The organism is Nonomuraea sp. NPDC052265, from assembly GCF_044547985.1.
GTDB lineage: Bacteria > Actinomycetota > Actinomycetes > Streptosporangiales > Streptosporangiaceae > Nonomuraea.
Map to the genome: position 1 here is coordinate 190,426 of NZ_JBIUBJ010000010.1, position 23,568 is coordinate 213,993.

The following is a 23,568-nucleotide window of genomic DNA, read 5'->3' on the forward strand; positions in this document are numbered from 1 at the left end:
CCGTGACCGGCATGGCCACTTCCATCAAGAGGATCGTCGCCGCGAGCCTGATCGGCACCACCATCGAGTGGTACGACTTCTTCCTGTACGGCTCGGCAGCCGCTCTCGTGTTCAACAAACTCTTCTTCCCCGAGTCCGACCCCCTGACCGGCACGCTGCTGTCGTTCCTCACCTACGCCGTCGGATTCGTCGCCCGCCCGCTCGGCGGCCTGATCTTCGGCCACTTCGGCGACCGGCTGGGCCGCAAGACCCTGCTGGTGGTCAGCCTGCTGATGATGGGCGCCGCCACGTTCCTGATCGGCTGCCTGCCGACGTACGCCACCCTCGGCCCGTCGGCGGCGCTGCTGCTGACCGCGCTCCGGCTCGTGCAGGGCTTCGCGCTCGGCGGCGAGTGGGGCGGCGCGGTGCTGATCGTGTCCGAGCACGGCGACACGAACCGCCGCGGCTTCTGGGCCTCCTGGCCGCAGGCGGGCGCGCCCGGCGGGAACCTGCTCGCCACCGGCGTGCTGGCGGTGCTGGCCGCCTGGCAGTCCGACGAGGCGTTCCTGTCGTGGGGCTGGCGGATCCCGTTCCTGCTGTCGGGCGTGCTGGTGATGGTCGGGCTGTGGATCCGCCTGTCGATCACCGAGTCGCCGGTGTTCCAGCAGGCCGAGCCGGAGCCGACCGCGCCGATCGTGGGCGTGCTGCGGCACCACTGGAAGGACGTGCTCACCGCCATCGGCGCCCGCCTGGCCGAGAACATCTCGTTCTACCTGCTGACCGTGTTCGTCATCACGTACGCGAAGAACGCCAAGATCGACAACTCGACGGTGCTGGGCGCGGTGCTGGTCGCCTCGGCGATCCACTTCGTCACGATCCCGATGTGGGGCGCGTTGTCGGACCGGCTCGGCCGCCGCCCGATCTACCTGGCCGGGGCCGCCGGCATCGGTGTGTGGATCTTCGCCTTCTTCCCGCTGGTGGACACCGGCAACTTCCTGGCGATCACCCTGGCGGTCACCGTCGGCCTGCTCTTCCACGGCATGATGTACGGCCCGCAGGCGGCCTTCTTCTCCGAGCTGTTCGGCACCAGGACCCGCTACACCGGCGTGTCGATCGGCGCCCAGCTCTCGGCCATCGTGGCCGGCGCGCTGGCCCCGCTCATCGCGGTGGCGCTGCTGAAGAGCTACTCCAGCAGTGTGCCCATCTCGGTCTACCTCGGCCTGGCGGCGGTGCTCACGCTGGTCGCCGTCTACACCGCCCGCGAGACCCAGGGACGCGACCTGGCCGAGAGGATCCACGCGCGATGAAGGTCACCACCCCCCGCCTCACGCAGCACGTCCTGACCGTCGAGGGCAGGACGTCCGGCGAGCCCGTGCTGTTCGTGCACGGCAACGTCTCCTCCGGCGCGTTCTGGCGCGACAGCATGGCCGCGCTGCCCGACGGCTACCGCCCGCTCGCCCCCGACCTGCGCGGCTTCGGCGACACCGACCCCCAGCCGGTGGACGCCACCAGGGGCCTGCGCGACTTCTCCGACGACCTCGCCGAGCTGGCCGAGGCGCTCGGGCTCGACGGCGTGCACCTGGTCGGCTGGAGCCTCGGCGGCGGCGTCGTGCTGCAGTTCCTGCGCGACCGTCCGGCCCTGGTCAGAAGCGTCACGCTGGTCAACCCGATCTCCCCGTACGGCTTCGGCGGCACCGAGGGCCCGGACGGCACGCTCACCCACCCCGACGGCGCGGGATCGGGGGCCGGGGCGGCGAACCCCGACTTCGTGGCCCGCCTGAAGGCCGGCGACCTGTCCGAGGAGTCCCCCACCTCCCCCCGCAACGTGCTGCGCTCCGGCTACGTCAAGCACCCCGGGATCCCCGACGAGGACTTCTACCTGCGGTCGATGCTCACCACCCGGGTGGACGACGCCAACTACCCGGGCGACGCCGCCACCTCCCCCGCGTGGCCGGGCGTGGCCCCCGGCAAGCAGGGGGTGCTCAACGCCTGCGCCCCCACCCACTTCCGCCTGGACGACCTGCACGAGATCGACCCCAAGCCGCCCGTCCTGTGGATCAGGGGCGCCGACGACGTGATCGTCTCCGACACCTCGCTGTTCGACCTGGCCCACCTGGGCGCGATCGGCGTCGTGCCCGGCTCCCCCGGCACCCCGGCCCAGCCGATGGTGACCCAGACCAGGACGGTCCTCGACCGCTACGGCCGCTACCGCGAGGTCGTGCTGGACGACTGCGGCCACAGCCCGCACCTGGAGCGGCCCGCCGAGTTCCGGCGCCTGCTCGCCGAGCACCTGGAGGAGGTCTGATGTTCGTCGCCCTCACCCTGGTCGCGAGCCTGCTCACCGCCCCCGTCGCGCACGAGCTGACCGTGCCCGGCGCGGAGAGGCTGGTCAGCGCCACCCTCGACGACCTGACCACGGCCGGCACCACGCTGACCGGCCACACCGACCCGGCCGACTGGGCCGGCCTGCACTCCAAGGCCACCGTCAACCCGACCGGCGTGCCCGGCACGCAGCTCGACGGCTACTTCCCCGACACCTCGACCGGCAACGCCACGCACGGCTGGAACCACGACTCCCAGTTCGTGATCAGACTCCCCGACCGCTGGAACGGCGGCCTGGTCGTCAGCGGCACCCCGGGCAACCGGGAGCAGTACGCCAACGACTACACGATCTCCGACTGGGTCCTGTCCAAGGGCTACGCGTTCGCCGCCACCGACAAGGGCAACGTGGGCGTGGCCTTCCACGAGGACGGCCGCCGCCCCGGCGACGCCATCGCCGAGTGGAACGACCGCGTCACCCAGCTCGCCGTGGCCGCCAGGTCCGTCGTCAGGCAGCGGTACGGCCGCCCGCCGGCCCGGACGTTCATGGCCGGCCTCTCCAACGGCGGCTACCTGGTCAGGTGGCAGCTGGAGAACCGCGGCTGGCTCTACGACGGCGGCGTGGACTGGGAGGGCACGCTCTTCCGGGTCAAGGGCGACAACCTGCTGAACTTCCTGCCGCCGGCGCTGAAGGCGTACCCCGACGAGGCGGGCGTGCGGGCGGCCGGGTTCGCGCCGGGGTCGGAGTTCCTGTGGCCCTTCCACCGGCAGTACTACTGGGAGCTCACCCAGCAGCTCTACCAGAAGGAGCTGGACCCGTCGTACACGGGCGCCCCGGCCGACTACGACTACGACGCGCGCAGGCCGTACGCCGCGATGGCCAGGATCGGGCTGACCGGCAGGATCACCAAGCCGCTGATCACGATCCACGGGACCCTCGACACGCTGCTGCCGATCTCCCGCGACTCCGACGTCTACGCCAGGATGGTCGGCCCGCACCGCCCGTTCCGCTACCACCGGATCGAGGGCGGCAACCACCTCGACAGCCTCGTCGACGTCTACCCCGACCGGCTCAGGCCCATGCTCCCGGCCTTCAGGGACGCCTTCCAGGAGCTGGAGGGCTGGGTCACTCCTTGAGGTAGCGATGCCTGCCCGCACGCGCCCAGCGCACGATGTGCCGCGCTCCGGGCAGGCGCCTGCCGATGCGGTGGAGCACGGTGTCCCGGCCCATGGGCGAGCGCCGCTGGGGATCGACCGCGACGGCCGGGCGCGTCTCGACCCGGCCCCGGCGCACCTGGAGCCCGAACCGCAGCCCGGTCTCCTCGTCGGCCGAGCGCAACGACGACAGCCAGGCGCCGGGGCCGAGGTGGTCCTCGCCCGGCATGTGACGCTTGACCGGGATCTTGGCGACGAGCTGGCCGGCGAGCTTGCCCGGCACGCCGGCCTCGACCAGCGCGGGCGCGCACACCTCGCGTTCGCGGCGGCCGGTGCTGCGCAGCACCAGCTCCAGGGGCGGTCCGCCGCTCGGCGGCACGTACGGGACCGGCAGCACGACGTACACGTGGCCGTCGAGCTGGCGGACGGTCACCCCCGGCGACACCAGCGCGATCGACTCCGAGAACGAGCGCGGCTCGACGGCGAGCCCCAGCTCCCCCTTGTCCGACCAGCACGGCACCACCAGCCGCATCCTGGGCCGCTGCGCCAGCACGCCCAGGCAGTTGAGCGGGCCCTCGGCCCGGCCGACCCGGCTCCTGGCCTGGTTGGCGCCGCTGAACATGCGGACGTGCACCTCCCACTGCCCGGGGCTGAGCGGGCGGCCCATCGCCGCGCTGGTCACGTCCAGCCGGGCCTCGCCCCTGATCTGCACGCGGATCCGGCGGCGGCCGTCGGGCCCGCGCTCGACGTGCTGGGTCATCGGCAGGAAGTGCACCACGCCGGTCCCGCTGTGCCGGATGTAGACGTCCACGCGGGCCCGCTCGACGTCGGCGGTGATGTCGGTGACGTCGTCGGACAGCAGCCTGGCGTCGACCGAGCGCGGCGGGATCCAGTGCAGGCGCTCGCCGTCCACGCGGTACCGGTCGGGCAGGCCGTCGCCGGACATGACCTCCACGGTCAGGCCGAGCACGAGGATGTGGGCGTCCCAGCGCATCTCGGTGAGCTCGGCGCGCAGGCCCGCGCGCCGGGAGGAGTTGGCCAGCATGACGATCTGGTCCAGGCGTCCGTGCCTGACGAACGTGGCCACCGCCCGCATCTGGACGGGCAGGTAGCGGTCGATCCGCTCGGGGAAACGCTCGCCGATCAGCTCCTGGACGACCCGGAAGTGCATGCCCCGGTCCACCGAGGAGTCGGCGAACCTGGCGGTCAGCAGCGGCCTGAGCACGGCGGAGCGGAACCAGTAGGCGTACATGCGGTCGCGCTGGCGGCCTGCGCCGACGTAGGTGTCGATGTCGGTGAGCAGCGTGCTCAGCCCGGCCACGATCACCCGGGGGTCCTCCTCGGGCGCCTCGGGCCGCGGTCCGAGCTGGCAGCAGACGTCCTCGGCCAGTACGGCGATCACCTTGGCCTGTAGATACGCCCGCATCACGAACGCCTGCTCGGCCAGCCTGCCGCCGGGCATGGCGAAGCCCAGCTCGTGCTCCTCCAGGAAGGCCCGGCGGTAGAGCTGCTGCGGGACGAGCAACGTCATCAGGCGCTCGCGCAGGATGTCGGCGCGGGCCGTGCTGCGCTCGAACGCCACCATCGGCGGCCCGTAGTCGCGGGCCAGCCGGCCGATCAGCACGTCGGCGTCGGTCTCGACCGCGCGCTCGTGCATGCGGGCCAGGGCGTCGCGCGCCAGCCGGTCGGCCTGGTCGAGGAAGTAGACGTAGTCGCCCTCCGCCGCGGCCACGCCCATGTTGCGGCCGCGCGACGGCGACCCGGTGTGCGGCAGGTGCAGCACGCGGACGTTCTCGCGGAGATCGGCGATGGTGTCCAGCCGTCGCCCGATGCCGTCGGTGGAGCCGTCGTCCACGAAGATCACTTCGTAGTCGGCGGCCGGCAGCGTCTGCTCCAGCGCGGAGCGGATGCACGCGTCCGCGGTGTCACCCGGGTTGTGGACATTGATGATCACACTGACCTTCGCACCCATGCGGCCAGCGTGCGCCGCTCATACACGATCGGGTGAGACGGCTTGCCGATTACAGAAGGAAAGTTGACCCGTTAGTACCATCCTGTGGACTGTGAGTGGCCCCACGCGCCGCAAGGCGTGCCGTAGCGGCCCTTGATGTAGCCCAGGCCCCACGCGATCTGGGTGGCGGCATTGGTCTGCCAGTCGCCGCCCGCGCTGGCCATCTTGCTCCCGGGAAGGGCCTGCGGGATGCCGTACGCGCCGGAGTAGCGGTTCATCGCCCGCTCGTTCCAGCCGCTCTCCTTCTGCCACAGCAGCTCCAGGCAGCCCCACTGGTCGGCGCCCCAGCCCTTGGCGGCGAGCAACGACTTGGCGACGGCCTTGTTGCTGCCCGGCGAGGGGTTGCTGCCCGGCGGGAAGTTCGCGGGCGGGAAGCCGCTGCCGCCCGGCGCCTTCTTGGGCACGACCCAGTTGAGCTTCTTGGCGCCGCCGCGGCCCTTCTTGAGCTGGTCGGCCCGGTACGCCTGCTCGGCGGCGTTCTTCAGGGCGTCGGTCTCGGGGTCGGGGGCGAGCAGGTCGCCGCCGGCGAGCGCGCCCAGCTGCTCGGCCGTGAACGGGTCGACCGGCGGCTTGTTGGCGTTGTCGACGGCGCGGTAGGCGACGTAACCGCCACCGCCCACGACCACCACCAGCGACACGACGGCGACGGCGACGCGCTTGGGGGTGAAACGAGAAGGCCGGCGGCGCCCCGGGCGAAGGTCATCCTTCGGGGGGCGCTCACTCAACTGCGGACCGGGGCTCACGATCCATGAGCTTGCCCTGTCATGGGGGGTGGTCCGCAACCGGAACGCGGTATTCGGTTGACGTTCTCTTGGCCAACCAGCAGGTAACCACCTTTTTCACGAAAAATTGTGAAGTTGGTCACAGGTATGGCGCGCCTCCCTTCGAGCGCCCGCACCGAAGGGAGGCCGCTTTCAGGCTTCCGCCCCATCTTCAGGATCTGATCCGTACCGGGTCACAGTTTGATGACACAACCCGGGTATAGGGGACATGGAATAATAATGTGCGCGTGGCCGGCATCCTCCTTGTAGAAGACGATCCCTCCGTCCGCACAGCCTTGGAGCTGGCGTTGACGCGGCAGGGACACTCCGTCACGTCCTACGCGACGGGCGAGGAGGCTCTGGACCACATCCGCGCCCGCCGCCCCGAGATCGCGATCCTCGACGTCATGCTGCCCGGCATCGACGGCGTCGAGGTCTGCCGCCGCATCCGCAAGCTGGACCAGCTCCCCGTCATCCTGCTCACCGCCCGCGGCGACGACCTGGACGTCGTGGTCGGCCTGGAGGCCGGCGCCGACGACTACGTGGTCAAGCCGGTCGAGCCGCGGGTGCTCGACGCCCGCATCCGGGCCATCCTGCGCAGGGCCGAGTCCGCCACCTCCGACCGCATCACCTTCGGCGACCTCGTGATCGACCGTGGGGCGCTCAAGGTCACGCTGGCCAGCAAGGAGATCCACCTGACGCCGACCGAGCTGCGGCTGCTGCTGGAGCTCGTCCGGCACCCCGGCCAGGTGCTCAACCGCCGCTACCTGCTGCGGGTCGTCTGGGACCACACACACGTCGCCGACTCGCGGCTGGTGGACGCCTGCGTCCAGCGGGTCCGCGCCAAGATCGAGCCGAGGCCGGCCGAGCCCGTCTTCATCCACACCGTGCGCGGGTTCGGCTACCGGTTCAGCCCTCCGTGATCCCGCTGCCCACCGGGCTGCGGGCGCGCCTGGTCATCACGTTCACCCTCGTCGCGGTCACCGCGTCGGTGCTGGTCGCCACCATCGGCTTCGAGCTGGCCAAGACCGCGCTCGTGACCAGGGCCGAGACCACGTCCCTCGACCTGGTGGCCCGGGAGCTCGGCCGGATCACCTTCCCGGTGGGCAGGCTCAGGCCGGGCGAGGCCGCGCCGTCCATGAAGGAGCTCGACCAGGTCGTCCGAACGCTGTCCAGCCCAGGCCGCAGCGTCCTGGTCGAGTACGGCAACCTGCTGTCCGCCGACGGCCCGATGACCATGAAGGACGTCCCCAACGAGCTGTACGGCCGGGCCAAGCAGAACGTCGTCACCCAGCGCAAGGTGATCGGCAACGAGCTGTGGCTCGTCGTCGGCGCCGAGGTCCACCGGTACGAGTCCGGCACCGCCCCCGAGCCGACCGGGCTGCGCGCGTTCGTGTTCTTCCCGCTGCACGACGAGGAGAGCCAGCTCGCCACGCTGCGCAACACGCTCACCCAGGGCGGCGCGGTCATCGTGCTGATCGCGCTGGTGGTGGCGCTGCTGTCGGCCCGGCAGGTGCTGCTGCCCGTACGGCGGCTCAGCGCGGCCGCCCAGGCGCTCGGCCAGGGCCGGCTGGACACCCGCCTGCCGGTGCACGGCCAGGACGAGCTGGCCGAGCTGACCTCCAGGTTCAACGACGCCGCGGCGGCGCTGGAGCTGAGCGTGTCGGAGCTGCGCTCGCTGGAGGCCATGTCCCGCAGGTTCGTGGCCGACGTCTCGCACGAGCTGCGCACGCCGCTCACCGCCATGACGGCCGTGGCCGACATGCTGTCGGAGGAGGCCAACCGGCTTCCCGACGCGCCCGCGGAGGCCGTACGACTGGTGCTGCGCGAGATCGGGCGCCTGCGCGAGCTGGTCGAGCACCTGATCGAGGTCAGCAGGTTCGACGCCGGCACCGCCACGCTCAACGTGGAGCCCGTCAACGTCGCCGACGCCATCCTCGACTGCCTGGAGGTGCGCGGCTGGAGCGACGAGGTGGACGTGACCGCCTCGCAGGGGTTGACCGTGAACCTGGACCCGAGGAGGTTCGACGTCATCGTGGCCAACCTGGTCGGCAACGCGCTCAAGCACGGCCTGCCCCCGGTGGAGGTCACCGCGAGAGGCACCGAGAACGGCCTGGAGGTGAAGGTGCGCGACCACGGCAAGGGCATCCCCGCCGAGGCGCTGCCCCACGTCTTCGACCGGTTCTTCAAGGCGGGCGCGGGACGGGCCCGCAGCCAGGGCAGCGGCCTCGGCCTGGCCATCGCCCGCGCCAACGTGCACCTGCACGGCGGCACGATCTCCGTACGGGCCCAGCAGCCGGGCACCCTGTTCACGGTCTGGCTGCCGCACCAATGAGAGCGCGCCGGGCCCTGTTCGCCGCCGCCGTCCTGCTGGCCGCGGCGGCCTGCGGCATCTCGCCGACCGACGTCCAGACCAAGGGCGCCGCCCCCACCATCAAGCTGCCGCCGCCCTCGAAGACCATCTACCTGATCAGGAACAAGAAGCTCGTGCTCGAACCCGCCGACGTCGAGACCGACACCGTGGGGAGCCTGCTCGGCGCCCTCTTCGCCGCCTCCGACCAGCCGCTCGGCGACCGCACCACCGAGCTGCGCGGCCTGGAGTACGTCGGCATGAAGGACTCGCTCGACCCCGTGCAGCGCGACGAGATGCAGCTCCCGCGCACGTCCACGCTGACCGTCTACTTCAAGGGCGACCGGCCGCTGAGCAGGCTCGGCAAGGCCCAGATCGTCTGCACCGCGCAGCAGGACACCGCGTTCGAGCAGGTCAAGATCGTCCGGGAGAGCGACGGCCGCCCCTCCAAGGCGGAAGGGCGGCCGTACACCTGCGGCGAGCTCAAGTAGGCCCGCCGCGCCTCACATCGTGATGTCCTCCAGCATCTCCGTCACCAGGGCAGCGATCGGGGAACGCTCGGACCTGGTGAGCGTGACGTGCGCGAAGAGCGGGTGGCCCTTCAGCTTCTCCACCACCGCCACCACGCCGTCGTGCCGGCCGACCCGCAGGTTGTCGCGCTGGGCGACGTCGTGCGTGAGCACCACCCGGGAGTTGGCGCCGATCCGGCTCAGCACCGTGAGCAGCACCCCGCGCTCCAGCGACTGGGCCTCGTCCACGATCACGAACGCGTCGTGCAGCGACCGGCCGCGGATGTGCGTCAGCGGGAGCACCTCCAGCATGCCCCGGTCGAGCACCTCCTCGATCACCTCGGGCGAGGTGACCGCGCCGAGCGTGTCGTAGACCGCCTGCGCCCACGGGCCCATCTTCTCGCCCTCGCCGCCCGGCAGGTAGCCGAGCTCCTGGCCGCCGACGGCGTACAGGGGGCGGAAGACGACCACCTTGCGGTGCTGGCGGCGCTCCAGGACCGCCTCCAGGCCGGCGCAGAGCGCCAGCGCCGACTTGCCGGTGCCGGCCCTGCCGCCCAGCGAGACGATCCCGATCTCGGGGTCCATCAGCAGGTCAAGCGCGATGCGCTGCTCGGCCGAGCGGCCGTGCAGGCCGAAGACCTCGCGGTCGCCGCGGACCAGGCGGACGGACTTGTCCGGCGCCACCCTGCCGAGCGCCGACCCCTTGGCCGACAGCAGCCGCAGGCCGGTGTGCGCCGGCAGTTCCCTGCCCTCCTCCAGGTCGGCCGTGCCCTTCTCGAAGAGCGTCTCGACGTCCTCGGCCGTCACCTGCAGCTCGGCCATCCCGGTCCAGCCGGACTCGACCACCAGCTCGGCGCGGTACTCCTCGGCCGCCAGGCCGATCGAGGCCGCCTTGACCCGCATGGGCAGGTCTTTGGAGACCAGCACGACGTCGCAGCCCTCGGCCGCGAGTGAGCGCGCGACGGTCAGGATGCGCGTGTCGTTGTCGCCCAGGCGGAACCCGACGGGCAGGATGGACGGATCGCTGTGGTTGAGCTCAACCCTGATCGTTCCATCCCCCGTCGGCATCGGCTCGTCGAGCCTGCCGTGCTGAACCCGCAGGTCGTCGAGGTAGCGCAGGGCTTTCCTCGCGAAGTAGCCGAGCTCGGGATGGTGCCGCTTACCTTCCAGCTCCGTGATGACCACGATGGGAAGGACGACGTCGTGCTCGGCGAAGCGCGTCAATGCCGCCGGGTCGGCCAGCAGCACCGAGGTGTCCAGCACGTACGTGCGCTTGGCCGGCTGGTGAGTAGGGTTGCTCGAGGACACTGCCACACGTTCTCCCCCGGGTGCCCATAGGTGCGGGCACCCTGCAGACGAGGTGGGAACCGGACCGGACCCGCGTCCCCGACCGCAACCTGCCGGCGGAGCCGGACTCCGGCCCCCCTCAGCAGATTTCGGTGCAAAGGCGGGCCCTCTCCGGGATGCCCGGCCTGTGGCCGGACACTTCCAACGTTACGTCCTGGATACCCGAATGTCGCATCAAGAACCGTAACGCCGGTGTCTCGCAGCGTAATCGCGCAGCGCCCGCAGGAAATCGACCCTGCGGAAGTCCGGCCAGTAAGCCTCGTGGAAGTAGAACTCGGAGTGAGCGCTCTGCCACAACATGAATCCGGACAGACGCTGCTCGCCCGACGTACGGATGAGGAGGTCCGGGTCGGGTTGGCCGCGAGTGTAGAGATGCTCCGCGATGTGTTCGACATCGAGGACCTCCACGAGGTCCTCGATGCTGGCGCCCTTACTCGCATGCTCCTGGAGGAGTGAGCGCACCGCATCGGCAATCTCACGTCTTCCTCCATACCCAACTGCAACGTTCACAATCAGGCCCGGACGGTGTGATGACGCTTCTTTTGCGTTTTTTAGGACATTGGCCGTCCGGGCGGGGAGGAGGTCGAGCGCGCCCACCGGGCTGACCCGCCAGCCCTCGTCCACGAGCTCCTGGACCACGTCCTCGATGATGCGCAGCAGCGGCTCAAGCTCCTCGCGCGGCCGGTTGAGGTTGTCGTTGGACAACATCCAGACGGTGACGACCTCGACGCCCGTCTCGCGGCACCAGCCGAGCAGCTCCGATATCTTGTCCGCGCCCTTGCGGTGGCCGGTGGCCACGTCTCGCATGCCCATGGCGCGCGCCCAGCGGCGGTTGCCGTCGATGATGACCCCGACATGCCGGGGAACGCTGTCCTTGGACAGCTTGGTCTCCAGCCTGTGTTCGTACAGCCGGTAGACCAGGTCGCGCAGGCCCACGGAGTGCCTCCCCAGCGGTGCTGTGCCTTTGGTCGAATGACCCAACAGGCAATTATCACCGCGTTTCGCCCGTGCCTGCTCCCGCAATCGGATTCCTGGCGAGATCTCTTCCGCCGAGACACCCTTCGGCCTCATGGACCAGTTCGCGGACGAATTCGGACAATTCTGCCGACGTCAGGACCGCCCGCATGCCCACGCCGGTGGCTCCCCACGCCTCGACGTAGGCCCTGCGGGTCAGCCGCCACTGGCCGGGCGCCGGCTGCCAGATGGGGATGGTGCGCAGCTGGCAGCGCAGCTCGCCGCCGCCCACCAGCCCCGAGCGGGTGCGGTAGCGGAAGGAGAACAGCTCGCTCTCCGGCTCCTCGTCGGGGAAGCGGTCGTCGGGGTCGTTCCACCGCCGCGCCGCCCCCCTTCCCTGCCGGGCCTCGTCGACCCCGCGCGCCAGGCGCGCGAGCAGCCACCCGCACCGCTCCCCCACGCTGCCGTACGGCGTGCCGTCGCGATGGAGCTCAAGGGTGATCTCGTACGGCGTGCCGACGGTGTCCGTGCACGCCACGGGCGTTACGGTCAGATATGACCCATCGACACAGCGTAGTCCCCCCACGCCCTTCCCCGTTTCCGGCCCTAACTCAGCTAAACCCGTAGAAACCCCTGGCTGTGTCCCCGAGGACCAGGTCCCGGTCGGTTCCGCCGAGCAGCGCGGCGGTGACCTCCCAGACCGTCCGGTAGTCGGCCGCCTGCAGGGCCACCGGCCAGTCGCTCCCGGCCATCAGGCGGTCCGGGCCGAACAGCTCGACGGCGTGCTCCACGTACGGCCGCAGGTCCTCCACCGTCCAGTTCCGGTGGTCGGCCTCGGTGACCAGGCCCGAGACCTTGGCGTACACGTTGGGGAAGCGGGCCGCGCGGGCCAGCCCACCGGCCCACGGCTCCCATTCGTGATCCCTGATGCGCGGCTTGGACAGGTGGTCGACGACGATCCGCAGGGACGGGTGCCGCCCGGCCAGCGTGGCCACGTGGTCGAGGTGCCGGGGCAGGAGCGAGACCACGTCGAACGTCAGCCCGGCCGCCGCGAGCAGGCCCAGCGACTCCAGCACCTCGTCGCGGACCAGCCAGTCGGGGTCGGGCTCGTCGTGGATCAGGTGCCGGACGCCGCGGAACTTCGGATGTCCGGCGTACCGGGCGATCGCCTCGGCGGCCTCGTCCGGGCGGAGCAGCGGGATCCATCCGACCACCGCGCCGACGAAGTCGTGGGCGTCGGCCAGGGCCAGCAGGGCGTCGGTCTCGGCGTAGGAGTCGGCGGCCTGCACCAGCACCGTACGGTCCACGCCGGCCCGTAGCAGCTCGGGGGCGAGGTCGTCCGGCGCGTACGTCCGGTAGAGCACGCCCGCCTCGGGGGTGAGCCAGGGGTAGTCGCCGGTTTCGAGGTCCCAGAAATGCTGGTGCGCATCGACAATCACCCCCCAAACCTAGGATGTCTGGATATTTCAGAGCAAGGGGTGCCAGCCGTGCTCACGCCAGCCCGGCGGCTGGTGCCACTCCGTCCACCCGAAACCGGTGGCACCGTCGTCGGACTCCAGCTCGCACATCGCCCTCGGGAACTCGGCCACCGCCCCCTCGGGCGACACCAGCGTGACCGGGGCGAACGCGACCGGCCGCACGGTCACCGCGCGGCCGGGGAAGTTCAGCAGCGTCTCCGCCGGACGGTCGCCGTCGAACCGGGTGCCGGCCGCGAAGCCCCCGGCGTGCTCGATCTCGCCGCCGGGCGGCACGGTGAACGCCGGCCACGGCAGCGGCATTCCCAGGTTGACCTGCGTGCCGTGCAGGTGGGTGCCGTCGGAGAGGCGGCCGCTGCTCCACGTCCAGGAGATCGTCCACCAGTCCCTGACGCCCCAGCTGTGGTCGCGCTCGCCGTGGCCGTGGAAGGGCCGGCCGTCGACGGTCCCGGTCACCTCGCAGGGGATCTCGTAGCGGGGGGTGAGCTGGTAGCCGTACACGCCGCCGCGGGTGTGCCATTCGAGGTCGAGCGTCAGGTCCGGGGCGGCCAGGCGCAGCCGTGCGGTGCGGAGGGGGTCGGTCGCGGCCAGGTCCGCCTCGTAGGCGTCGGAGGCCATCGCCAGGCCGGTCGGCGGGGCCTCGTGGTCGGTGATCTCCACCCGCCCGCCGCCACGCCGGACGAGCCGGACCCAGAACCACGTGCGCTTCCAGTTGGGATAGAGCCCGATGCGGACGTATCCGCCCAGCTCGCCGTCGTCGGAGACGAAGTCGAGGTAGGAGGACTCGTTCCACAGCGGGTCGTCGCCCGGCTCGTGGAGCTGCTCGTCCTGCTCGCCGAGGGGCCAGTCGCCCATGTTGACGATCCGCACGCCGTACCGCCTCCCAAGCGCTTGCTACGACCAGCTTAGCCGCGATCCCGGCGGAACAGGCGGGTCCACCGACGCGGCTTCCCTGCCGGCATGAGCCCGCGGGCGCCCAGCCAGGCGGCGAAGTCGTCGGCGTCGGCCCGGTAGCCGGGCGGCGGAACGGTACGGGCCGTCGCGTAGGCGGCGAACTCCGCGGCCAGGGCGGGCCCCGCGGCACGGGCGGCGTCCGGGCGCAGCCTGGCCACCACGGCGCGCCGCTTGGCCACCAGGGCGGCCGCCTGCACGCGGAGCCGTCCCGCGTCGAAGCCCTCGGGCGGGGCCGCCCCGGCCACCAGGCTCGCGACGACCCGGCCCTGGGCCCGTGCCAGCCGCGCCCGCTCACTCATCGCGCCCGCCCACGGCCTGGGCCGGGGACATCGCGGCCTGGACCCGTGCCAGCTCCTCGGCCAGCACGGCGTCGCTCGGGTAGTCGTCGTCCCACTCCAGCAGCACCCCCGGCGGCGTGGTCCGGGCGCACAGCTCGGCCAGCAGGCCGAGGACGGGCGGCGGCACGGCCGAGGCGTGCGTGTCGTGCCAGATCCCGTGGTGCTCGTGCCCGCCGGCCACGTGCACGTACGCCAGATGCTCCAGCGGGAGCGTGTCCAGCGCCTCCATGGCCGACAGCCCCAGGTTGACCTGGTTGGTGTGGAGATTGGCCACGTCCACCAGCAGCCCGACCCCCGTACGTTCCACGACCTCGGCCAGGAAGCGGGCCTCGGTCAGCTCGTCGTCCGGCCAGCCGAAGATCGCGGCCACGTTCTCCAGGGCCAGCGGCACGGGAAGCGCCTCCTGGGCCAGCCGCACGTTCTCCACGACGATCTCCAGCGACTCCCGCGTACGCGGCACGGGAAGCAGGTGCCCCGCCTCCATGCCGCCCCCGCGGACGAACGCCAGGTGCTCGCTGACCAGCGGCGAGCCCAGGGCCCGCGCGCAGGCCGCGAGGTGGGCGAGCCGGGCCGGGTCCGGCGGCTCTGCGCCGCCGACGCCCAGCGAGACGCCGTGCGGGATCACCGGCACGCCCCTGGCCCGCAGTACGCGCAGCGACTCGGGCAGGTCGCCGGGGTCGATGTTCTCGGCGACCACCTCGACGAACCCGACGCCCGCCATCCGCTCGATCGTCAGGTCGAGCTCCGGCCGCCAGCCGATGCCGACGCCCAGGTCCGGCATGTCAGCTCCCCCCGCCGCCGCAGCCGCCGCCCCCGCAGCCGCCGCCTCCGCAACCGCTCCCGCCGCCGCAGCCGCCGCCGTGCCCGCTCGAACTGTGCGACTGGATGTGGCCGCCGGGGCCGCTACGCCGCCGCCCGGCCGTGACCGTACGGGCCGGGGAGCCGTTGAGCGCCAGGACCAGGTTGGCGTCGTTCAGCTCGCCCAGGCCGTACAGCGCGACGGCCACCGGGCCGCCGGACGTGCGCGGCGGGTGGTCCAGCTTGGCCCGGTCGAGCGCGGCCTGCCCGGAAGCGGTCAGGCCGGTCGGGAACGAGCGCCTGTGTCCGGCGATGGCGGTCGGCGCGCCCACGACCGTCCCGGCCAGGACGCCGAGCGCGGCCAGGGGAAGCGGGGACGTCCCCTCGACGGCCACCGACAGCGCCTCCACGACCGCCCCGGCGAGGGCCAGCACCGCCAGCACCCGTAACCGGACGATCAGCCGGTCGACCTGGGTGAAGGAGCCGGTGGGGTGGATGGCGCCGATCCTGCCCAGCCGGTACCTGAGCTCGTCCAGGGTCTCCCCCTGGCTCACGCGCTGCCCGATCGTGCTCGCCCAGCCTCCAGGGGCGCGCTCGACCTCGTCCAGGACGGCGTCCTCGACCGGCTCGCCGGTGCTCCGCGCGCCGGCCACCCGGTGCACCCGTCCGTCGCGGGACACGCGTACGGCCCCTGACGCGGCCAGCAGCCCGACGGCGGTGTCGGCGACGCGCCGCGCGCCGCCCGCCAGGAAGGCCAGCTCGTACGGGCCGAGATCGTGCGGCCGGGGTTCGACGGCCGCGCCTCGGATGGCGGCGTGCTCGCGCCGGACCGCGAGAACCGTGACGGCCGCCGTCGCGGTCAGCGCCACCGCGAAAATGAGAAGGAACAGATCCATACGCCCTCCCCTCGTACGGCCCGTCGGGCCGTGTACCGGGAAGACGTATAAGACGGGCATAAAGGTTCCGCGCGATCAGAACGCCCGCGCGCGGTGCGGCGGCCAGCACCGCCGCACCGCGGGCGCCCGCTCAGCCGAGCCGGTCGAGCAGGGCGTCGTACTCGTCCCACAACTCCTTCGGCAGGTGCTCGCCGAACTTCTCGAAGTGGACCGGGATCAGGGCCGCCTCCTCGCGCCACACGTCGCGGTCGACCGACAGCAGCGTGCGCAGGTCCTCCTCGGCCAGGTCGAGGCCCTCGGTGTCGAGTTCGGCGGGCAGCAGGCCGATCGCCGTGGGGTTCGCCTCGGCCTCGCCGTTGAGGCGGTCGACGATCCACTTGAGCACGCGGCTGTTCTCGCCGAAGCCGGGCCAGATGAACGCGCCCTCGTCGTTCTTCCTGAACCAGTTGACGTAGTAGATGCGCGGCAGCTTCGCGCCCTCGACCCGGCCGATGTCGAGCCAGTGGCCGAAGTAGTCGCCCATGTTGTAGCCGCAGAACGGCAGCATGGCGAACGGGTCGTAGCGCAGCTCGCCCACCTTGCCCTCGGCCGCGGCGGTCTTCTCGGAGGCGACGTTGGCTCCGAGGAAGACGCCGTGCTCCCAGCTCAGCGACTCCGTGACCAGAGGCACGGCGGTGGCGCGGCGGCCGCCGAACAGGATCGCCGAGATGGGCACGCCCTTGGGGTCCTGCCACTCCGGTGCGATGGTCGGGCACTGGGAGGCGGGGGTGGTGAAGCGGGCGTTCGGGTGGGCGGCGGGCTCGTCGCTGTCGGGCGTCCAGGAGCGGCCCTTCCAGTCGGTCAGGTGCGCCGGGGGCTCCTCCGTGAGCCCCTCCCACCACACGTCCCCGTCGTCGGTCAGGGCGACGTTGGTGAAGATGCTGTTGCCCCAGAGCGTCTTGATCGCGTTGGCGTTGGTCACCTCGCCGGTGCCGGGCGCGACGCCGAAGAAACCGGCCTCCGGGTTGATGGCGTGCAGGCGGCCGTCGTCGCCGAAGCGCATCCAGGCGATGTCGTCGCCGATCGTCTCGACCTTCCAGCCCGGGATCGTGGGCTGGAGCATGGCGAGGTTCGTCTTCCCGCACGCGCTCGGGAAGGCGGCCGCGACGTAGCGGGTCTCGCCGGTGGGCGGCGTGAGCTTGAGAATGAGCATGTGCTCGGCCAGCCAGCCCTCGTCGCGGGCCATGACGCTGGCGATGCGCAGCGCGTAGCATTTCTTGCCGAGCAGGGCGTTGCCGCCGTAGCCCGAGCCGTAGGACCAGATCTCACGGGTCTCGGGGAAGTGGCTGATGTACTTGGTGGAGCTGCACGGCCAGGCCACGTCGGACTGGCCCGGCCGCAGCGGGGCGCCGACGGAGTGGACGGCCTTGACGAAGCCGCCCCGCTGCTCGATCAGGCGCAGGGCCCGGTCGCCCATGCGGGTCATGATCCGCATGGACACGGCCACGTACGCGGAGTCGGTGATCTCGACGCCGAGCTGCGAGATCTCGCCGCCGAGCGGGCCCATGCAGAACGGGACGACGTACATGGTGCGCCCGCGCATGCAGCCCGCGAAGAGCTCGGAGAAGGTCTTGCGCATCTGCGCTGGAGCGATCCAGTTGTTGGTCGGGCCCGCGTCCTCCTCGCGCTCCGAGCAGATGTAGGTACGGTCCTCGACCCGCGCCACGTCGCTGGGATCGGACTTGGCGTAGAAGCTGTTCGGGCGCGCGGCGAGCCGGGTGAGCGTGCCCTGCTCGACGAGGAGGTTGGTCAGGCGGGTCCACTCCTCCTCCGAACCGTCGCACCACTCGATCCGGTCGGGCTGGGTCAGGGCTGCGATCTCGTTCACCCACGCGACCAATTCGCGATTGCTCGTCGGCGCGGGCACTTCCACGGAAACGGACACGACTGTGACTCCTCCACTCTCTCAGGGCCTAACATCATTAACGACGAAGGCGCATGAAAGCCAATTGGCATAGACCTATTGGCGCGACCGTCGCCGCAGGCAGCGGCCCTGACGATCCGAGAAGCCTACCCAGGGTTCGGGGATTTAAAAGAGGAATTTCAGAGGGTCGGCCCAGGCCAATTCCGGTGGTCTAAACCAATTACCGCAGTGGTTTAGTCCAATTCCCGAAGCCGTTTCCGCCGGTCTTCTCAGGAATTGACGTCGGGGCCCGCGCTGCGCACCCTGTCGACGTGCTGGAGCGCGTCACGCAACTCGGCCAGCCAGGTGTCGGTGTTCTTGCCGACCAGGCGTACGCACCAGGCGAGCGCGTCGCTGCGGCTCCTGGCCACGCCGGCGGCCACCAGCGTGTCGAGCACCTGACGCTCCGACTGGCGCAGTCGCGTCATGACGGGGACGGAGAGTGTGGTGAACATCACAGTCTCTCCCCCGCACCGCACGCCCCAGGAGACCTTCTGGCGGAAGCGGCGCTCGGCCTCGCGGGCGATCTCGATGCGCCGCTCGCGCGTCTCCTCCCTGAACCGGCGGGCCAGCCCCTCGATGAGGGCGAGACGCTCGGCCGCGGGGGTGTCGGCGGGCGGATCGGGCAGCGTGCCGAGCACCGCGATCTCCTCGCGGTCGTGGACGATCTCCAGGGCCCCGGTGAACCACCCGTCGGGGAGCCGGCCGGTGAACCAGCCGCGGACCTGCGCGCTCATCTCATCTGTTGACATGTAATCACGATTACACAGTTGCGCGCGAAATGCACGAGCCGAAGTGCGGATTCCGCTCGGAGGTCGGCTCAGCGGACGCGGGCGGCCGCGATCGGGCTGACCCGGACGACGCCGGCCAGGTTCCGGGTGCTCAGCGGTGAGATCTTGACGACGTCACCGGTGCGGGGTGCCTGCAGCACCTTCCCGTTGCCCCAATAGATCGCCACATGCGAGATGTAGGACGGGTTCGTCGGGTCGTTGCGCCAGAAGATCAGATCGCCGGGTTGCGCCTGGGACAACGGCACCTGCGGCCCGGCCACCCACTGCTGGTGCGTCACCCGCGGCATCCGTACGCCCGCCTGCCCGTACGCCCACTGCACCAGCCCCGAGCAGTCGAACGTGTCGGGCCCCTCGGCCCCCCACACGTACGGCCGGCCCAGCTTGGACACCGCGGCCTTCAGCGCCGCCGTGAGCTGTTCCACGGTCATGAACGACCCGGACGGCCAGTTCTTCGGGGTGTCGGCCCTGGGCCGCGGCTGGACGGGGTTGACGGCGGCCACCTGCGTGCCCTTGGGCATCGCGGCGAGGATGGCCCTGCGCAGCGCGTCGGAGTTCGTGCCCGGGGCGCTGACGATGAGCGCGTTGTCGCGCGGCAGGCGCAGCCTGCGCCCGGTCTCCTTGGACACGACCGCGTCGACCGCGCCGAACCCGGTGGTGGCGTACGCGCCGATCCGCAGCGGCCCGGCCGGCCCGCTCACGCGGCTGTGCAGCGCGAGCCCGCCGTCGTTGCCCAGCACGAACGAGACCGCCACGTCGCCGGAGGCCACGTTCCGCCACAGGGCGTCGGACGAGGCCGTCACCTTGGGGGTGTACGCCCGGAAGGTGGACGGGTTCACCGCGAGCGTCTGAACCCGCTTGCCGTCGAGCGAGATCGAGGCCGCGTCGGCCAGCTCAAGGGCCCGTACGCCGCGCAGCCTGGCCACCTTGCGCAGCAGCTCCTCGGTGAACGGCTTGCGGGTGAGCACGAAGAGGTTGGGTTTGCGCAGCTTGCCCAGCGGCGCCACCGGCTGGTCGGTACGGGACTGGGCCATGAGCGTCTGCTTCGGCACCGGCCGCGCCCGCACCACCTCGGCCGGCGCCTGCTCCTCCCCCGTCTGGACCAGCACCAGCACGTCGGTGGTCAGCACGGCCACCAGCATCACCACGATGAAGGGGATGAGCCTGGATAAGTCCCGTCGCTTCCGCGTCTTCACCAGGAAGCTGAGATCCTGCGCGATCCCGGGCGAACGCGAAAAGGCCGCCGGGCCGACGTGGGCCCGGCGGTCAGGATCTGCGGGGGTCAGTTGCCGATGTACGGCACAGCCTCAAGGATCTCGACGGTGTTCTGGCGGCCGTTGGGCATCGAGTACGTCGCCTTCTCACCGATCTTCTTGCCGTTGATCGCCGAACCGAGCGGCGACTTGGGCGAGTAGACGTCGATCGGCGCTCCGCTCTCCTCGCGGGAGGCGAGCAGGAAGGTGACCTCGTCGTCGTCGCCGACGAACCGGATGGTCACGGTCATGCCGGGGCCGACCACGCCTTCGGTCTTGGGGGCCTCACCCACCTTGGCGTTGTCGAGGATCTGGCGGAGGTGGAAGATCCGGGCCTCCATCTTGCCCTGCTCGTCCTTGGCGGCGTGGTAGCCGCCGTTCTCCTTCAGGTCGCCCTCCTCACGGGCGGCCTCGATCTTCTTGGCGATGTCGACGCGCCCGGGGCCAGAGAGATATTCGTACTCCGCCTTCAGGCGGTCGTACGCCTCCTGCGTCAGCCATGTGACGTTCTCATCGCGAGAGTCGGCCACGGGTTCTCCTTGCTTGCCTAGGGGGCCCTGAGATCACTTGAGGTAGCGGATGGTTGAATTGCGAAAGGCTAACAACTTAACCGACCGGACGCTTCCCCAAATGTCTCACTATACGAGATTGCAGTACTGGATGTGGACGGAAGTCGCCTGACCGCTGGTGTCGAGGCTCTCCTTGAGCTGCTTACTACCCTCACCAGCCGGGATTCTTACTTCCTTGATACCGACTTCCGCGTGGTAGACGTCCAGTGCCCTGATCCGGCAGACGGCCACTCTATCGTCGGGCTTGTACACCTCGAAGGTGATCTCCGCGCGCCCGGGCGCGTCGACGTTGAACGACACGACCTGAGCGGGGGCCTCCGAGCCGCCGGCCGTCATCGACCACATCACCCAGCCCCAGCCACCGGCGACGATGGCCACCAGCACGCCGATCACGACATGCACGACCAGCCGGCCACCTCTCCTGGGACGGTCGGTGAAGTCGTCGGGTGTGCCGAGAACGGGTCCGTTCCCGACATCTTCGGTGACCATGGCGGAATCTCCCTGCACTCCCTGAGCGTTATCCGAGACAATTGTCGCCCGCGGGGGGCGTGCCCTCGCGACCGCCCAGCAGAAACTAACCTCTCTGGACGAGTGACCGGTCCTCCACCGAGGAGACCCTGTGAGGAGAACGCGCCCGTGAGTGCACCCCTGAGGTTGATGGCAGTCCACGCCCACCCCGACGACGAGTCGAGCAAGGGCGCCGCCACGATGGCCCGTTACGTGCGTGAAGGCGTGGAAGTTCTGGTCTGTACCCTCACGGGCGGTGAGCGGGGTTCCGTGCTCAACCCGAAGATGGACCGGCCCGAGATCGTGGCCAACATCGGCGAGGTGCGCAGGGCCGAGATGGAGCGGGCCCGCGAGATCCTCGGGGTCCAGCAGCGTTTCATGGGCTTTGTCGACTCCGGCCTGCCGGAGAGCGAGGAGGAGGAGCTGCCCGAGGGCTGCTTCGCCGTGCAGAAGCTTGAGGACGCCTCGGCCCCGCTGGTGGCCGCCGTGCGCGAGTTCCGACCCCACGTGATCATCACGTACGACGACGACGGCGGCTACCCGCACCCCGACCACATCATGACCAACAAGGTCTCCGTCGAGGCGTTCGAGGCGGCCGGCGACCCCGACCGCTACCCGGGCACCGGCGACCCGTGGCAGCCGATGAAGCTCTACTACCAGATGGGCTTCACCAAGGAGCGCTTCGAGGCGCTGCACGAGGCCATGACCGAGCGCGGGCTCGGCTCCCCGTACTCCGACTGGATCTCCCGGTGGGAGGACCGGCCCGCCAAGTGGCCGGTGACGACGCGCGTGCCGTGCGGCGACTACTTCCAGATCCGCGACGAGGCCCTGCTCGCGCACGCCACCCAGGTCGACCCCGACGGTTTCTGGTTCGTCTGCCCGCGCGAGCTGCAGCAGGAGATCTGGCCGACCGAGGACTACCACCTGGCGCGCTCGCTCGTCGACACCGAGCTCCCCGAGGACGACCTGTTCGCCGGCATCCACGCCGAGGACGTCTCACCCGCCTGCCACTGACCGGACCATCGCGGGCGGGTGGCAGACTGAAGGTGTGACAGTTCTCGCAGCTGGTGATGTCAGTCCGGGTCTGCTCGGTTTCACCGTCGTCGCCCTCATCGGGCTGGCCCTCTACATCCTCATCAAGTCGATGAACAAGCAGATGTCGAAGATCCAGGTTCCGCACGAGGGCGACACGGACAAGAAGGCCGAATAGATGTCGATCGAAGTAGTCGACAACTCGATGGAGTGCCGCTTCGAGGTCCTCGTCGACGGCAAGGTCGCCGGGTTCGCCGACTATCGACTGCTGCCCACGAAAGTCGTCTTCACGCACACCGAGGTGCTGCCCGCCTACGAGGGCCAGGGCCTGGCGAGCAGGCTGGTGGAGTTCGCGCTGCGCGCGAGCGTCGACACCGGGCTGCGCATCGTGCCGCTGTGCCCCTACGTGGCCCGCTACATCGAGCGTCATCCCGAGTTCAAGGAGTACAGCGACCCGTCAGTCGCCGGGTGACCAGGCCCGTTCCAGCGCCTTGGGCAGGCCCCACCAGCCGAGCGGGGTCAGCACCTCGTCGGCGTCCACGATGCCGAGGTAGGTCCACAGGCTGACCACCGAGGCGAACAGGCCCTCGGTGGCGTCGAGGTCGTCGTCGTCCTGCTCGTCGGAGTCGATGTCGTCCGACTCGGCGATGAGCCTGGCCAGGCGTTCCGGCGAGGCCGGCACCCCCGGCCCCAGGCGGGCCAGCGCCGCCACCGCGGCCAGCCAGTCGGCGTGCTGGATGGCGCACAAATTCGCCAGGGCGGCGTCCTCGTGGCTGAGCTCCCCTTCCAGGTCGGCGAACTCCTCCGGCACGTCGCCCTCCTCCGCCAGGTCGGAGATCGGCCCGGCCACGCCCGCGGCCACCGCCAGCCACAACTCCCGGTCGTCGTCGGGCATCGGCCTGTCGTCGAACCCGGCGCAGGCCCGCAGCACGTTCGCGGGGTAGCCGGGCAGGCCCAGCAGCACGCGCAGGCGCGCGGCGGCCAGCTCCAGCTCGACCAGGGGCAGCTCGGGCGCCTTGGGCAGCTCGCCGACGATGCGCCGCAGCTCCGACAGCGCGAACGCCTCCTCCTCGTCGAGCGCGGCGAACAGCTCCTCGTCCTGCTCGTCGCTGACCGCGAAGCCGGGCACCCGGCCGTCGGGCAGCGGGGTGGCCAGCCAGTGCTCCTGGAGCTCCTCGTACGCCCGGCGGGCCGCGTGGTCGCCCAGGGCCAGCGCGTCGGGGTCGACCTCGCCGGACTCGACGCGCTCCTCCAGGAAGGCGACCAGGCGGCCGAACATCTCGGCCGCGACGGGACCGCGCTCGTCCTCCTCGGGCCAGACGAAGTAGCTGGGCGTCATGAGGATCGGCTCGGTGCCGGTGGACTCGACCCAGCGCTGCACGTCGCCGACGGTGGCCACACCCGCCTCGATGGAGCCGAGCGCGGCCTTGGCGGAGTCCCAGAACGGCTGCGAGAGCGGGTTGCCCGCCGACACCATGGCCCGTCGCAGATCGGGCAGCGCCACGAGTGCCACGCCCGAGGGCACGGCGAGCAGCGCGCGGGCGACGTCCCTGCGCGTGACTGCGGCCGGCGGGCGGTCGGCGTGGGCGCACACGTAGTCGATGTCCACGCCCGTAACCTACGCCGTCCGC

25 protein-coding genes are annotated in these 23,568 nt (G+C 70.9%); 9 read left to right on the forward strand and 16 right to left on the reverse strand.

Going from position 1 to position 23,568, the window contains the following annotated elements; genetic code table 11:
- Positions 1-11 precede the first annotated feature (11 nt).
- From ACIHAD_RS28065 to ACIHAD_RS28075, 3 genes are read left to right on the forward strand one after another with little or no spacing between them, the layout of a single operon-like run.
- A complete protein-coding gene (locus tag ACIHAD_RS28065; RefSeq protein WP_397357616.1) occupies positions 12-1,286 on the forward strand; it encodes an MFS transporter in 1,275 nt (424 codons plus the stop codon).
- Positions 1,283-2,284, forward strand: coding sequence for an alpha/beta fold hydrolase (locus ACIHAD_RS28070; RefSeq protein WP_397357617.1), 1,002 nt, complete (start codon positions 1,283-1,285; stop codon positions 2,282-2,284). The genes ACIHAD_RS28065 and ACIHAD_RS28070 overlap by 4 nt, the downstream gene beginning before the upstream one ends.
- Positions 2,284-3,435, forward strand: a complete 1,152-nt coding sequence (locus ACIHAD_RS28075) for an alpha/beta hydrolase family protein (RefSeq protein ID WP_397357618.1) — start codon at positions 2,284-2,286, stop codon at positions 3,433-3,435. The genes ACIHAD_RS28070 and ACIHAD_RS28075 overlap by 1 nt, the downstream gene beginning before the upstream one ends.
- Here ACIHAD_RS28075 and ACIHAD_RS28080 read toward each other — a convergent pair.
- Both ACIHAD_RS28080 and ACIHAD_RS28085 read right to left on the reverse strand, forming a co-directional pair.
- Complete coding sequence (locus ACIHAD_RS28080) at positions 3,425-5,425, reverse strand: glycosyltransferase family 2 protein (protein WP_397357619.1); 2,001 nt, start codon at positions 5,423-5,425, stop codon at positions 3,425-3,427. The two genes, ACIHAD_RS28075 and ACIHAD_RS28080, sit on opposite strands and share 11 nt — an antisense overlap.
- Before the next feature lie 71 nt (positions 5,426-5,496).
- On the reverse strand, positions 5,497-6,096 hold the full coding sequence (locus tag ACIHAD_RS28085; RefSeq protein WP_397357719.1) for a lytic transglycosylase domain-containing protein: 600 nt from the start codon (positions 6,094-6,096) through the stop codon (positions 5,497-5,499).
- A 377-nt stretch (positions 6,097-6,473) separates the two neighbouring features.
- Between ACIHAD_RS28085 and ACIHAD_RS28090 the strand changes: the two genes are divergently transcribed.
- From ACIHAD_RS28090 to ACIHAD_RS28100, 3 genes are read left to right on the forward strand one after another with little or no spacing between them, the layout of a single operon-like run.
- Positions 6,474-7,148 carry a response regulator transcription factor gene (locus ACIHAD_RS28090; protein ID WP_125636689.1) on the forward strand — a complete coding sequence of 225 codons (675 nt, stop codon included), beginning with the start codon at positions 6,474-6,476 and terminating at the stop codon, positions 7,146-7,148.
- Positions 7,145-8,560 carry an ATP-binding protein gene (locus ACIHAD_RS28095; RefSeq protein WP_397357620.1) on the forward strand — a complete coding sequence of 472 codons (1,416 nt, stop codon included), beginning with the start codon at positions 7,145-7,147 and terminating at the stop codon, positions 8,558-8,560. Before ACIHAD_RS28090 ends, ACIHAD_RS28095 begins: the two co-directional genes overlap by 4 nt.
- On the forward strand, positions 8,557-9,066 hold the full coding sequence (locus ACIHAD_RS28100; RefSeq protein ID WP_397357621.1) for a hypothetical protein: 510 nt from the start codon (positions 8,557-8,559) through the stop codon (positions 9,064-9,066). The genes ACIHAD_RS28095 and ACIHAD_RS28100 overlap by 4 nt, the downstream gene beginning before the upstream one ends.
- Before the next feature lie 12 nt (positions 9,067-9,078).
- On the opposite strand, the gene ACIHAD_RS28105 is transcribed toward ACIHAD_RS28100, so the two are convergent.
- The 13 genes from ACIHAD_RS28105 to ACIHAD_RS28165 all read right to left on the reverse strand — a co-directional run bounded on the left by ACIHAD_RS28105 (position 9,079) and on the right by ACIHAD_RS28165 (position 20,887).
- Positions 9,079-10,398, reverse strand: a complete 1,320-nt coding sequence (locus ACIHAD_RS28105; RefSeq protein WP_397357622.1) for a PhoH family protein — start codon at positions 10,396-10,398, stop codon at positions 9,079-9,081.
- 207 nt (positions 10,399-10,605) lie between these two features.
- A complete protein-coding gene (locus tag ACIHAD_RS28110; RefSeq protein ID WP_397357623.1) occupies positions 10,606-11,367 on the reverse strand; it encodes an isoprenyl transferase in 762 nt (253 codons plus the stop codon).
- 55 nt (positions 11,368-11,422) lie between these two features.
- Positions 11,423-11,923, reverse strand: coding sequence for a hypothetical protein (locus tag ACIHAD_RS28115; protein ID WP_397357624.1), 501 nt, complete (start codon positions 11,921-11,923; stop codon positions 11,423-11,425).
- A 73-nt stretch (positions 11,924-11,996) separates the two neighbouring features.
- Positions 11,997-12,824: an amidohydrolase family protein gene (locus ACIHAD_RS28120; protein WP_397357625.1), complete on the reverse strand. Its 828-nt coding sequence runs from the start codon at positions 12,822-12,824 to the stop codon at positions 11,997-11,999.
- Positions 12,825-12,851: 27 nt separating this feature from the next.
- Positions 12,852-13,730 carry a hypothetical protein gene (locus ACIHAD_RS28125; RefSeq protein ID WP_397357626.1) on the reverse strand — a complete coding sequence of 293 codons (879 nt, stop codon included), beginning with the start codon at positions 13,728-13,730 and terminating at the stop codon, positions 12,852-12,854.
- 35 nt (positions 13,731-13,765) lie between these two features.
- Positions 13,766-14,113 carry a hypothetical protein gene (locus ACIHAD_RS28130; RefSeq protein WP_397357627.1) on the reverse strand — a complete coding sequence of 116 codons (348 nt, stop codon included), beginning with the start codon at positions 14,111-14,113 and terminating at the stop codon, positions 13,766-13,768.
- Positions 14,106-14,933: a DUF692 family multinuclear iron-containing protein gene (locus ACIHAD_RS28135; RefSeq protein ID WP_397357628.1), complete on the reverse strand. Its 828-nt coding sequence runs from the start codon at positions 14,931-14,933 to the stop codon at positions 14,106-14,108. Before ACIHAD_RS28135 ends, ACIHAD_RS28130 begins: the two co-directional genes overlap by 8 nt.
- Before the next feature lies 1 nt (position 14,934).
- Positions 14,935-15,846 carry a TIGR04222 domain-containing membrane protein gene (locus ACIHAD_RS28140; RefSeq protein WP_397357629.1) on the reverse strand — a complete coding sequence of 304 codons (912 nt, stop codon included), beginning with the start codon at positions 15,844-15,846 and terminating at the stop codon, positions 14,935-14,937.
- Positions 15,847-15,976: 130 nt separating this feature from the next.
- Complete coding sequence (locus ACIHAD_RS28145) at positions 15,977-17,770, reverse strand: phosphoenolpyruvate carboxykinase (GTP) (protein WP_397357630.1); 1,794 nt, start codon at positions 17,768-17,770, stop codon at positions 15,977-15,979.
- Between the two features lie 248 nt (positions 17,771-18,018).
- On the reverse strand, positions 18,019-18,540 hold the full coding sequence (locus ACIHAD_RS28150) for a hypothetical protein (RefSeq protein WP_397357631.1): 522 nt from the start codon (positions 18,538-18,540) through the stop codon (positions 18,019-18,021).
- Between the two features lie 68 nt (positions 18,541-18,608).
- Positions 18,609-19,772: a C40 family peptidase gene (locus ACIHAD_RS28155; RefSeq protein WP_397357632.1), complete on the reverse strand. Its 1,164-nt coding sequence runs from the start codon at positions 19,770-19,772 to the stop codon at positions 18,609-18,611.
- 86 nt (positions 19,773-19,858) lie between these two features.
- Complete coding sequence (greA, locus tag ACIHAD_RS28160; protein WP_352323258.1) at positions 19,859-20,359, reverse strand: transcription elongation factor GreA; 501 nt, start codon at positions 20,357-20,359, stop codon at positions 19,859-19,861.
- A 108-nt stretch (positions 20,360-20,467) separates the two neighbouring features.
- Entirely contained in the window at positions 20,468-20,887 is a 420-nt protein-coding gene (locus ACIHAD_RS28165; RefSeq protein WP_397357633.1) for a DUF4307 domain-containing protein, read from the reverse strand.
- Positions 20,888-21,034: 147 nt separating this feature from the next.
- On the opposite strand from ACIHAD_RS28165, the gene mca reads away from it, so the two are divergent.
- From mca to ACIHAD_RS28180, 3 genes are read left to right on the forward strand one after another with little or no spacing between them, the layout of a single operon-like run.
- On the forward strand, positions 21,035-21,919 hold the full coding sequence (gene mca / locus ACIHAD_RS28170) for a mycothiol conjugate amidase Mca (protein WP_397357634.1): 885 nt from the start codon (positions 21,035-21,037) through the stop codon (positions 21,917-21,919).
- 34 nt (positions 21,920-21,953) lie between these two features.
- The gene (locus ACIHAD_RS28175) at positions 21,954-22,115 is read left to right on the forward strand and encodes a hypothetical protein (protein WP_352323255.1); all 162 of its coding nucleotides are present in this window, start codon (positions 21,954-21,956) and stop codon (positions 22,113-22,115) included.
- Positions 22,116-22,409 (forward strand): GNAT family N-acetyltransferase, encoded by a 294-nt coding sequence (locus ACIHAD_RS28180; protein WP_397357635.1) that lies wholly within the window; start codon positions 22,116-22,118, stop codon positions 22,407-22,409.
- Here ACIHAD_RS28180 and ACIHAD_RS28185 read toward each other — a convergent pair.
- A complete protein-coding gene (locus ACIHAD_RS28185) occupies positions 22,395-23,546 on the reverse strand; it encodes a hypothetical protein (protein WP_397357636.1) in 1,152 nt (383 codons plus the stop codon). The genes ACIHAD_RS28180 and ACIHAD_RS28185 overlap by 15 nt on opposite strands.
- Positions 23,547-23,568: the final 22 nt, after the last annotated feature.

Coding starts and splice junctions, on each gene's coding strand:
- ACIHAD_RS28065 (WP_397357616.1), top strand. CDS start 12: ATGGCCACTTCCATCAAGAGGATCGTCGCCGCGAGCCTGATCGGCACC.
- ACIHAD_RS28070 (WP_397357617.1), top strand. CDS start 1,283: ATGAAGGTCACCACCCCCCGCCTCACGCAGCACGTCCTGACCGTCGAG.
- ACIHAD_RS28075 (WP_397357618.1), top strand. CDS start 2,284: ATGTTCGTCGCCCTCACCCTGGTCGCGAGCCTGCTCACCGCCCCCGTC.
- ACIHAD_RS28080 (WP_397357619.1), bottom strand. CDS start 5,425: ATGGGTGCGAAGGTCAGTGTGATCATCAATGTCCACAACCCGGGTGAC.
- ACIHAD_RS28100 (WP_397357621.1), top strand. CDS start 8,557: ATGAGAGCGCGCCGGGCCCTGTTCGCCGCCGCCGTCCTGCTGGCCGCG.
- ACIHAD_RS28130 (WP_397357627.1), bottom strand. CDS start 14,113: ATGAGTGAGCGGGCGCGGCTGGCACGGGCCCAGGGCCGGGTCGTCGCG.
- ACIHAD_RS28135 (WP_397357628.1), bottom strand. CDS start 14,933: ATGCCGGACCTGGGCGTCGGCATCGGCTGGCGGCCGGAGCTCGACCTG.
- ACIHAD_RS28140 (WP_397357629.1), bottom strand. CDS start 15,846: ATGGATCTGTTCCTTCTCATTTTCGCGGTGGCGCTGACCGCGACGGCG.
- ACIHAD_RS28150 (WP_397357631.1), bottom strand. CDS start 18,540: ATGTCAACAGATGAGATGAGCGCGCAGGTCCGCGGCTGGTTCACCGGC.
- ACIHAD_RS28165 (WP_397357633.1), bottom strand. CDS start 20,887: ATGGTCACCGAAGATGTCGGGAACGGACCCGTTCTCGGCACACCCGAC.
- ACIHAD_RS28180 (WP_397357635.1), top strand. CDS start 22,116: ATGTCGATCGAAGTAGTCGACAACTCGATGGAGTGCCGCTTCGAGGTC.